Consider the following 11084-nt stretch of genomic DNA (forward strand, 5'->3'; position numbering starts at 1 on the left):
TCAAGAGCCAAGAAAATAATGGGGAAAGTGATATTGTACCTCCTTTGCCCCAGTCAGATAAAGCCTCAAACCTGTGTTGTGCTGGTGCTCCCTATTCTACTATCCATTTTCTAACAAGGAAGAAGCAAACAGCCTGATTATTCCTTGGTGAAACAAATTTGAAAATCAGAGCCGACCCAACATTTGCCGTTGAACTTAGCTTCACCCCAACGAGAATTACATCCATTTTTTGTAATTCCATAGACTTGGGCTACACCGGGCAATACCTCGGCAACGGTAAGTAGCATTACTTCATCAAAAAGGGAGGTCTTATTTCCTCTTTTCAAGGTGTAAATTATAATGTTATCATTTTTTTCTATAACTATTTGGGTGTTATTGATAGAGTACTTCTGGCCACAAGATATAATTTCACAATATATATTATCTGATGTGTTATTATTTGCAAATAAATACTGTGGAAAAATTATTAATGACATAAATGAGATGATTGTAATGGCGTAGAAAAATTTTGACATTGTCAACCTCCTATGGTTTTATAGCGATATTTCACGCTATGTTTATGCCTTCAAGCATATTAATAATTTCTACGAATATAGATATAATATCGTTGATATTTAGGAGAGGAAAATATATCTATGTCGTCATATATAGTATAATTTATATTTTGTTTATTGAAAGATTCGTGTCGTATATGAATATTTACATATGGTATAAGTTGATCGATGTGACCATTTTTCAATATTAATGTCGTACATTGTCATACCATAAAAGGAGTTTATTTTCTTTTACAAGAGAATTGAGTTCTTCAAGAAAGAGCGGCTCTGCCTTATAATAGCTGCGATTGCTAGCGGATGTGTTCCCCCGGCAGATCATGCCGGAGACATATTGCCCTAGTTGCTGGGTGGAAAACATGAGCCAGCTGTTTTCATCGGGGGATGTCCTTTCTATGAACTCAAAAAGCTCAAGATGTTCTGAATTGATTTGCAGTGGAGGCTGCCAGGGAAAGCGATACACGGCCTTATCCCATAGTGACAGAACATCGTTTTTGAAGACCCTAAACCCCTCAGGTCTGAGCTTGGTTCCGTGGATATCAATTTTTTCCAGATTCCCAAATGATGACAAGGCTAAAACTTTCCCGATCTCTCTCTTCAAGCCAGGCGTGGCAGGATTGATCCTTGAAATTGTTCCAAGCGGCTAAAGGATGCTGACGTACAAGTTTGGTAAAGGCTTCCAAAACTTTTCTATCTACTCTGGTGCGGTAGTTTTTATCTCCCTCCACGTCCAGCAGTATCTGTCTATTATCATCCCGCCAGATATGGATGGTTCTGGGGCGTTCCATACCCGCCGGACTGGAATGAGAACGAGTGCAACTTTTCTTCACTTTTTTCGCTTGCAGTGAGGGGGTGCAGCATAGATAAAAATCGAAAGCAATATGACATCAGTAATGTCCTCATGGCAAGAACAGCCTCAGACATTTTTAGACTGTACTCTAGTTGAATCTGAAGCTCTGCATCACTTTTTCCACTTGGGGGGCGTAGAATTCTGCCTTATGCTTCGGGTAGCTCATGCGGACAATACAGGCTGCATCATTTCTTAAAAAGCACTTGATATAGACAATATCCTCACCCGCAAAGCCTGAGACTACAAACCAGCTCTTTTCGTCGTTGATTCGTCTGTAGGTAACATCCAGCCCGTGAGAGAGTTCGATCAGCACATCCTCCATTTTCTGTCCCATGACCATATAGCCATAAGTTCCATAGGCAAGCATGGTGAAGCCTTTATTGTCACGCACCGTTACGCCGTCTCCGTTATCGGCTTCCAGTACGTTGTAATTCCCCGGCAGCCAGGAGAGAGAAAAACCGAAGCGGTTGTTGCTGTAGTGTGGGGCGGCTCCGGCGACCTCGGCCAAGCCGGGCATGGCCTCGTAAAGGGTGGAGCCTCCTCCCGCACCAAAGGCAAACTCTCCCCACAGGATACGGAGCGGCTTGTTTTGGAAGCTTTTCAGCCAATGCCAGCACTGTTCGTTTGAGTTCCCCCCAAAGCAATTGCCCATTAAGTCCAGCACCTGCCCATCCCTTGTCCGAAACAGATGTCCGTATCCGATAAGCGCCATTCCCTTTCCATTTAGACCTAGGTATTCCACCTCTTCCAGCCTGAGATCCGTCCAGTGATGTTCCCCGATCGCCTCGCTACTGGTATGAATTTCGTTTTTTCCCACAAGAGTTTCGTAGGAATAGCCGTTTTCGTCTTCCCAGAGAAAAAGTAGTTTTCCGTCCAGCGGGCGGTGCTCCTTCAGGCCGGGGCCGCTGGTATGGAAAATATGCAGCGTTGTGCCCTGGTCAGAGAGCAGGGAGAGCAGCTTTTTGCCATCTTGAGAAGACTCCACCTGATAGAAGGAAAGGCCGCTGGTCTGCGTGAGAGAAATATTCCAATCTTCATACACACAGGTTTGTGCAAAAGCTTCTCCATCACGCACAAGGCGCAGCCACTTGCCGATATCCGCATTAAAGGCTCCCCCGATTTTGCAGGACGGCAGACCTTCAATGCTGCTCAGAAGCTGAATTTCGATCCCCATTTCCTGTAGCTCGCTTTTTGAGCTTGCCACTTCAACGGCTGCAGCCTGACTATACGTAAAAAGGCATAGTATAAAGAGGATGAAGAACCGCATAGAAACCTCCTGCTACATAGACAGTCATGAATGTAGATGCATTATTCAATGCCAAGTTCTCTAGTCGTTATATATATGATTCATCACTTGCAAGGATGTTCATTGATCTTATCGTAAAGATTTCTATATTGATTGTGGGCTGTTCTTTGATCTTGCATAGAGATTAAACAGACACAAAAGACTAGTAAGGATGTAAACCATTTTTATAAATAGAATTCCTGATTATTCAAGAATACGGACCTGAGCCTTGATGGCTTCAGCCCGAAAATACCCCTGCTCAAGCACCCCCACGCTGCCGCCGTTTACTTCTTCGTAGTAAGCCGCCATCATATCCACATAGTTCTGCCAGGCTTCCTGCGATTTGTTCAGGTGTTCCAGGCAGGAATCAGGCCGATCGGCTTGCCTGCACATCATTCTGGCGTGACTCAGTTCTTTGTCCAGTCTGTTTTGCCAATACTTGATGGCATTGGCGTTGCACTCACGCATTTCCAGAGTGGAAGAGCTGTGCGAGACGCAGGTCTTGAAGCCGGGGGCCAATTCTTCCACTGTGTTGATGAGCGTGGAGGACGTTTGTGCCACAGGTCCCTCCTGCCCCACCAAAATGTCAGCCGGAGCCACAATTTTACCAGAATTCGGCACATAGAAATAGTTATACGAGGAAGTTTTGCCGTCCGACCAGTGTTCTAGCGTACAGTCCATCTCCACGAGACAATTGGGGCTGGCTTCCGCAAATTCGGGCAGGACGTTCTGCCCCATGGCCACATCAAGAATAATGCCGTTCTCCAGCTGCAGCTGATAACCGTAGGCGTCTTCATAGCTGACAGGCCTGATCAGCCGTCCACTGATGTGGAACTGGGCCACTTCATTGGGTGTCACGGCAAAAAACTGTCTCAGTGTACTCCTCGTGATGAAGTCCCGATTGGTATCCTGAATAAAGGTATAGTGGTATACAGCATAGCCGACGGATTCAGCCGTATACTCCGCCATAAGGATTTCCATGCTGCCATCCCCGTCCAGATCCGCGAAGTTCAGAATCTTGTGGACACGGGGAGCGGCCCATGTTGCCTCAACGTCCTTCAGAGCCACATATTGGGTCAGCAGATGCCAGCCGTTGGCATCATGCAGCATGACCACGGAATGCTGACCTTTTTGGGGATTTTGCGGGAGGGCAGGATTTTTCGCAAAAAGCGGAACATCGAGTTGCCAGCTCACCCCCTGACTCCGTGCCGGTACCATATTCTGGGACACAATAAGCAGCTCTTCCTGTCCATCCCCGTCCAGATCCACTCTATAGGCCTGCTCCAGCTGGGGCTGGGGATTCTCTACCCCCTTTTGGGTCAGATACTGATGCACAGGTGTGGGATCACCGAGATAGGACTGGACGGGACGAGGCATGGCTCTCCAAGAAGAGGCGAGCTGCAATCCACGGGAAGTGTCTTTTTGATTTTGCTGCAAAAGCTGAGCAAAAGCTGGGTAACCGTCCAGCATATCAGCGGCAAGCCATAGGGGACCATTCTTATCATCCTGATAAAAGCCTCCGAGGCGAGTATTCTCAAAAGAAAAAACAGATGCCTTGCCTTTGCTTGCCGGGCTTGCTTGTGCTAGGGCGTGCGACTGCAAGAACAGACTTCCCAACAGACAAAGACACAGTGCCCATTTCCCGAGTTTCATATTGTCCTCCATTATGCTTGTTCTCTGTTTCCAGCGAAGCGGTAATGACAGTACGTCAAACGAGATAGCCTTCGACATGCTCTTGTTCGGTAGACTGGAGCAAAATTTTTTTACCTGCCTCAACTTTAGCAAGGCGCTTTTTTTTTGCATCATCCTGATGATGAGTTGTCCCGTTTTTTTAATGTCTCATCATTGAAAAAAGATGATCTCATCACGACAATGAGAAAGGCGTTGCAAGCCGCATGAAAACTTTTTTGTGACGTCATTTTGGCAAGGATGCGTTCTTCGGGGTGGTGGGCCATACTCTTGCCATGTCGCTCCCGACCAATGGAGGTTCCCATGCAAAAAAGATTTATGACGTTTGGAATGGTGCTGTTTTTCAGCCTGTCTTTCTGGAGTTGCCCGGCCTGGAGTGGCGAAGGATCCGCCATCATGGCCGCCATCCTTGAGAACGATCCCTCCGCGTTGCAAGAGGCATTGCAGTCGGGCGTCAGGCTCGATGTGACGGACAGCCATGGCCATACCCCCCTGGATATGGCGCTGGCGCATGGAAATGCGTTCAGCGCACCGGGCATGGTGGAGCTCTTGCTGCGGCACGGAGCCCGCCCCGGTCCCGGCCTGGCCGATCCGGCCCTGACACTGGCGCGCCTGCTTGCCACCCAGGCCCCCCTCAGTCAACTGGAGGCCGCATTACAGGCCGGAGGCAAGGCGGATTCCACCATGCCCAATGGCTTTACCGCCTTTTTGTGGGCTGCGGCACTCTGCCCTAATCCGGCCGTTCTGGAAGCCCTGGTGAAGGCCGGGGCCAACCCCCGACAAGTTCTGCCGGGGGGCGACGCCCGACTGGGGGACAATGCGCTTTTACTGGCGGCCGAGTATAACAGGAACCCGGAGATTATCCGTTTTCTGCTGCGTAGTGGCCTTGATGTGAATAGTAGGTCGTCTCTGCTGGGGGACAGTGCCCTGATGATGGCCTGCCGGGCGAACAAAAATCCTGCTGTGGCGGAAACCCTGATCCGTCACGGTGCCGATGTGAACATACGCAATGGGGTCGCCTGTTCAGCCTTTCTGTTCGCGGCGCGACGGGCGGACGGCTTGGTCCTCCTGCGTCTGCTGGCGGAGCGGGGGGCGGACGTACTGGCTGCCGATGCCAGCCTTTCCAATGCCCTGCACGCCGCCTGTTCAGGGCAGAGCGGCCTTTCCTCCGTCCGCTTTTTGCTATCCGTGGGCCTGCCCGTCAATGGGCGGAGCGGGCAGGATTTTGGCGCGTACAGCCCCCTGATGCTTGCCGTACGGAACGACGCTCCTGATGCGGACGTCATCCGTCTGCTGTTGCAACATGGGGCGGATCCGAGCCTGCGTGACTTGGACGGAAAGCGGGCTGGGGACGAGCTGTCCGTCGAGCGTATCATTTGGCTGAAACAGAACGGTCTGGCTGAAATCTTGTAGAATTGATCAAGGTGCGATGTTGCACTTGGGCGAAAAACATATATGTCTGAGGGGGACTAAAGGTCGCCCATCGCACAGAGGAAAAGCAGAGGCGATATCATGGGGGCAATTCATCTAGGGACTTTCTCAGGCAGGGTGGACAGCCATGATATCGCCTCTTGTTTCATCATCTGTTGTCATAATCCGCGTCATGACTGTTGTCAGGACGGGAGCTGGCAGGTTCGCGTACCTTCATATAGGTATCTGCATTGTTGATGACATACCAGAGTCCGTCCTGGTACTGCTTGACCCAGACTATACGGCGGCTGTCAGACCCTGATGAGATCAGGAAGACCCGGACATAGTCGGCCTCGTTCGACTTGCCGGAAAAGACCAGCGAATAATTCTCGGGCGACATGCGGTAGCCGTTTTGAGGACTCGTTCCCGAAGCAAAACTTCTGAATATGTAGTGGCAGGCGGGATCCTTCAGGCGACGTGCAAATGTCACATACTTCTGTTTTTTTTCCCAGTTGGCATCAGCGTGCATGATATAGCGCAGCATCTTGGATGCTTCCGTCCGGCGACTGGGACCAAAGTAGCAGAATACGGCGTCAAAATACATTTTGACAGCCCCTTCGGGACTCCTGGCAACGGAGTTGCAACGTGATTTGAACTCGGCAAAGGTCGAAGGAAGCCCTGCCGGGGCGGAGGGGGATGATGTCACGCTGCCTTGGTTCATAAGCGGGTAGAAGAGCTGAGAAGTATTGAATGACTGGGGAAACGTGGGTACACATGCATTTATAAGCATGATACAAAGTATGGCCAGACAGGTGATGATATGTCTTTTCATACATTCATTCCTCTAAAAATATCGTGTGGTAGGCTAGACTAAAAGAATTTTGAATCGTTCTCAGAGCGTTTTCACCTGTCTGACCATGCAGGATTATCAGCGGGCGGACTTCCAGTACGTTTTGTCATTGACCATATTCCAGAAACGCTCCTGATCGATATCCGTTACGATACGGGCCTTGGAGCATCCGGCTGGAGAGACCTTGGGAAATGCCAGTGACTGCCCATACGACAGACCGTACTGTGTGTTCACATCGATGGCGCATGTCTGCTCCGCCGTGATGATGTCAGGATCGATGATCGCGGCGGCCACTAGGACGTCCCAGACGAAATGGGTGAAGGCGGGATCCTTGGCGAAGCTTTGACCGACGAAGGTGTTCTTCAGGATGTCGGCCTGAGGACTCTTGCCCAGACTGGTGAGGAGGCGATCATAATGGGCCTTGCGGAAGACCGCCTTCTCGCACACGTCCAAGCCGAATACGATCTGTTCCTTGAAGGGCGCGCGGACAGTTATCTGGGCGGCTTCGGGGTCTATCCACCAGTTGAACTCCGCCGCCGGAGTCACGTTGCCGGGCTGGAAAAAAGCTCCCCCCATATAGACCACCCGCTTAACCAGAGGCACGATATCCGGGGCCATGCGGATGGCGGCGGCCAGATTTGTGCAGGGACCGATGGCGACTATGGTCACTTCATGGGGGTGTGCCCGGATGGTGTCGATGATGAAATTGACGGCATGTGTCTTCAGCGGCTTGAACTGCGGTTCCTTGCCATAGTGCGTCTTGTAGAAGTCCTGCCAGCTTGCAGGTTCTGACCGCCCCAGCGAGCCCAGCCAGGCGTCGTGTCCCATGCCGAACTGGGCGCGCTCCATCTCGAAAAGTTCGTGCCTATGCGGGCGCAGGGGGTAGCGCATGCCTTCCACTACAGGAATATCGCGTTTTTCGATCTCCAGATGACGCAAGCTGTAGGCCACGCCCTCCTGTACCCAGCTGTTGCCGGTGACGCAGGTTACGCCAAGCAGATCTATGCCCGGCGCATTGGCCAGCATGATGAGGGCTACCCCGTCATCGAACATCTCGACCATGTCCGTATCCAGCAAGACTTTCTCTTTCTGCTGGGCCGCCTGAACACTTGTTCCGCAGAGCAGGCAAAACGCCGCCATGCTCAACAATATGTGACTAATGATTCTCATGATTGTACTCCTTGCTTGTTTTGTCCTGTCAGAGCTCGAAAGGGCTGCGACGTCATCTTGAAGGATAATCAAGGCTCAACATTACGTCATGGGGTCAGTGATGACTATGTGATAACCACAATCGTTCAAAAATTTTTCCGAATAGAGCTATGGAAGTAGTTTATGGTATGATTGCATGGCAACACTTCTAAAGTCCTTTGAAATATACGTCCACATAATCGACTACGGGGTCACAGGGGTTATCCATTTGCTGGAGCCGCCAGTACTTGCGGTTTTTCGTTACGCGAAATGTAAATTCTCCCGAGCGGGGACAGGGCTTTCCGCCGGCAATATGGCTCACCCGTGTGACAAGAACCCCCGTGACCACAAAATTTTTGTCATCTAGGATGCGCACGTCGCCGTTCAGGGTTACAAAATCACCTTTGTGTTCCTGCCTGGCATCAATACGCAGGCCGCCCGTTTCCGTGCGAGAAACAACAGCCTCGCCCATGGGGCCTTCTATCCACTGCAGGGAGAACATGTGCTTGCCCAGCAGCTTTTCTTCCATTGGGATCGACTTGGTGGCAGACGCGGTCGTTTGGGGTACAAGGAGTACATTCAGTTTGGTCAAAAGAACCTTTTTGTCCAAGGGGGCAAGCTTGTTGCCATTGGCTTTTACTTTTTTAAGAAATTCCGCGATGATGGCGGCCGTTTCCGTACCCGGATTCTCCAATGTCACACTCTCCAGCTCTTCCAACCATTCATTTTCCATCTTACCATTGTTGTAGTCAGGAAAGGCGGGCGTGTTGGGCAAGTCGCTGAATAAAATGTAGGTTGCAAATTCAAGGTAACGTTTTTTGCCTTCGATGAAATAAAAGCTGTCGGCGGGCACTGTTTTCAGGTATTGTTCCCACTGCGTAGCCCATGTTCCCATCTCTTTCACCGAATGACGGCAACCGCCATCGGAGAACACTATTTGCGGCTGAGTGTCCAGCAGGTTCACATAAGCAGTATAGGCGGCAACGGGAGGATCAAAGATGACTTTTTTGCGCAAGGTGATCAGGTCTGCCATGAGGAAGGGGCTGCCCTCGACGATCCCTGGAATCAGGCAATAGCTGGCCAGTACATCAAAAATTTTCTGGTCATCAGTGCTTAAACTAGCTTGGGAGCCGACATATTGGGTTTTCGCCCAGCGGTCCAAGAGTTGTATCACACTGTCTTCTACCGCGTGGATATCCTTACTGGTAAAGGTGGCGTAGTCAGTCCCTGCAAGCACCTCTATTGCCGCCTTGTTGGACTCCATGCCTTCATATTTGCTGAGAACGGTATTACAATTTTGTACCCAGACATCCAAGGCCGTTTTTAATGCAGCTTCGTCCACAGCACCGTTGGAGGCTATATCCTCAGCCTTGGGTGCGGGCATAAGTTCCACACGCACGCCTTGTGCTGCCGTAGCATCAGAAGTGTTTCCGGTCGTCTTAAGAGGTGTTCCATTCTCATCCTCCACTTGGACCACGTCCGCAGCGCTGATGTACGCATCGGGAGTTCTGTACACAAGGTGAGCATAGGCCATGCCATCTCCGATATGCTTCTGAACCTCCACCACCTTGATCCACTGCGGACTGGAACCGCTCCCGGTCATGTCGTTCACTATCCAGCCTTTTCGGGCTGTATCCAGCCGCTTGGCATCAGTGGATGCGTCCTCGCGTATGGGGGTATCACGTACAACTTGCCAGAAAGCGGCGTGGGCCGTGCCAACATACAAAGCCATCCCCAGAACGCCGCACAGTGCGATCCAGAATCTTTTCATGTTTGTCTCCTTTTGACGATGCTACCAGGTAGACATCGCAGGCTCTTCACTTTCCGAAGGCTGTTGTTGTGCCACTGAAGGGGTTACTGCTTCTGAAGATTGTAGTTGCTCTGGAGGAGTTACATCTTCCGGAGGCTGCGGTTGCGCCGGAGGAGCAACATCGAAATCGGCATCGTGGCTATTGTTCAGAGCAGAGACCGCAGGATCACGTACTTTTGCATACGTATCTGAATTATTGATGACATACCAGAATCCATCAGGATACTGCTTGACCCATACTCTTCGGTCCGAGTCTGCTCCGGACGAACGCAAAAACACGCGGATATAATCCTGTTGCTGGTCTTTTTTGGAAAAGACTAGCCTATAATCATCGGGTGACATACTGTATCCATTTTCAGGACTTGTTCCCGATGCGAAACTTCTGAATATATAGTGGTAGGAAGGCTCCTTCAGACGACGTATGAATGTTACATGCCTCTGATTCCCTTCCCAGTTGGCATTGGCGTGCATAATATAGCGCAGCATCTTGGATGCTTCCGTCCGGCGATTGGGATCAAGGTAGCAGAATACGGCGTCAAAATACATTTTGACAGCCCCTTCAGGGGTGACGGCGACAGTATGGCAGCGCTCTTTAAAGTCTGCATAGGTTGATGGAAGACCTTTCGCTGAGGTAACAGTATTCTTTTCTTTTAATGGTTTGGCCGAGATGCAATACGGATCCAGGCACATGCCCATGATAAGCAGGGACATGATTAAAAAAAGTTGTGTTCTCATACGTTTTTCCTGCAAGTATGGCTATCAATCTGAGCACAGAAAGGAGCCAAAATTTTGTGAAACAGTATCTGACGACATGGAAACAGTTCCTTTTAGATCAAACAAGTGAGGTCCTAAGAAAGAGCCTCCATAAGGGAGCCTTATTTTACCACAGGTTCCTATCTTGGATCCGGATTTCATGGCAAAGACGGCAGGCACTTCGCTCATGGATAAAACCCCCCATTGGTCCAGATCGTCACCTGCAAAGGCATAGGCACCTTTTTGGCACCCCACACATTGAACCTTGTTGATCTGTGCCTTGATGGCCGAACCTCCTTTTATGACCACAAAACTGTCGGCCTGTGTCATAATGGTATATCCGGAAGTCATGAATTCTCTTTTTTTGTCAAAAATGTGTGCCCCATCAAACATTTTTTCGCATTTTTTTATGGGACTTCTGGTCTTTAGTATAATCCACTTTGATTGCTGATAATTGGGATCCTTGTGCTGGATGATCTTTCCGTCGAGACTGTCAGGAGTAAACGTAAAAACTCGTTTATTACACGACCAGCATCCCCATTCTATGACAGGGATAGTACGTTCTTCACCGGAATCACCTGCCAGGCTAACGCTTGAGTTGCCTATGATTAAACAAAGCAGCAGGGTTATTGCAGGCAATGCCATGTTGGCTTTCATGTTCATTCACTCCTGTAAGGGGGTATTATTCCATCGCATAA

General features: G+C 50.0%; 11 protein-coding genes. 1 reads left to right on the forward strand and 10 read right to left on the reverse strand.

Features of this window, described 5'->3' with window-relative positions; genetic code table 11:
* Positions 1–137: 137 nt before the first annotated feature.
* The 5 genes from FYJ44_RS08990 to FYJ44_RS14480 all read right to left on the reverse strand — a co-directional run bounded on the left by FYJ44_RS08990 (position 138) and on the right by FYJ44_RS14480 (position 4773).
* Positions 138–515, reverse strand: a complete 378-nt coding sequence (locus tag FYJ44_RS08990; protein WP_154511314.1) for a hypothetical protein — start codon at positions 513–515, stop codon at positions 138–140.
* Positions 516–1090: 575 nt separating this feature from the next.
* A complete protein-coding gene (locus FYJ44_RS08995; protein WP_154511316.1) occupies positions 1091–1339 on the reverse strand; it encodes a hypothetical protein in 249 nt (82 codons plus the stop codon).
* A gap of 150 nt (positions 1340–1489) precedes the next feature.
* Positions 1490–2668, reverse strand: a complete 1179-nt coding sequence (locus tag FYJ44_RS09000) for a hypothetical protein (RefSeq protein ID WP_154511318.1) — start codon at positions 2666–2668, stop codon at positions 1490–1492.
* A gap of 222 nt (positions 2669–2890) precedes the next feature.
* Entirely contained in the window at positions 2891–4339 is a 1449-nt protein-coding gene (locus FYJ44_RS09005) for a lysozyme inhibitor LprI family protein (RefSeq protein WP_195840990.1), read from the reverse strand.
* A gap of 149 nt (positions 4340–4488) precedes the next feature.
* On the reverse strand, positions 4489–4773 hold the full coding sequence (locus FYJ44_RS14480; protein WP_195840991.1) for a hypothetical protein: 285 nt from the start codon (positions 4771–4773) through the stop codon (positions 4489–4491).
* On the opposite strand from FYJ44_RS14480, the gene FYJ44_RS09010 reads away from it, so the two are divergent.
* Positions 4772–5788 (forward strand): ankyrin repeat domain-containing protein, encoded by a 1017-nt coding sequence (locus tag FYJ44_RS09010; protein ID WP_195840992.1) that lies wholly within the window; start codon positions 4772–4774, stop codon positions 5786–5788. The genes FYJ44_RS14480 and FYJ44_RS09010 overlap by 2 nt on opposite strands.
* Before the next feature lie 166 nt (positions 5789–5954).
* Here the strand turns inward: FYJ44_RS09010 and FYJ44_RS09015 are convergent, their stop codons facing one another.
* The 5 genes from FYJ44_RS09015 to FYJ44_RS09035 form a co-directional block, all read right to left on the reverse strand.
* Positions 5955–6617, reverse strand: coding sequence for a DUF6935 domain-containing protein (locus FYJ44_RS09015; RefSeq protein WP_154511324.1), 663 nt, complete (start codon positions 6615–6617; stop codon positions 5955–5957).
* A 96-nt stretch (positions 6618–6713) separates the two neighbouring features.
* A complete protein-coding gene (locus FYJ44_RS09020) occupies positions 6714–7805 on the reverse strand; it encodes a nucleoside hydrolase (protein WP_229772630.1) in 1092 nt (363 codons plus the stop codon).
* Positions 7806–7992: 187 nt separating this feature from the next.
* On the reverse strand, positions 7993–9594 hold the full coding sequence (locus FYJ44_RS09025) for a hypothetical protein (RefSeq protein WP_154511325.1): 1602 nt from the start codon (positions 9592–9594) through the stop codon (positions 7993–7995).
* Between the two features lie 21 nt (positions 9595–9615).
* The gene (locus tag FYJ44_RS09030; RefSeq protein WP_195840993.1) at positions 9616–10368 is read right to left on the reverse strand and encodes a DUF6935 domain-containing protein; all 753 of its coding nucleotides are present in this window, start codon (positions 10366–10368) and stop codon (positions 9616–9618) included.
* Between the two features lie 24 nt (positions 10369–10392).
* Positions 10393–11043, reverse strand: a complete 651-nt coding sequence (locus tag FYJ44_RS09035; RefSeq protein WP_154511329.1) for a hypothetical protein — start codon at positions 11041–11043, stop codon at positions 10393–10395.
* Positions 11044–11084 lie beyond the last annotated feature (41 nt).

This window comes from Desulfovibrio porci (assembly GCF_009696265.1).
GTDB lineage: Bacteria > Desulfobacterota > Desulfovibrionia > Desulfovibrionales > Desulfovibrionaceae > Desulfovibrio > Desulfovibrio porci.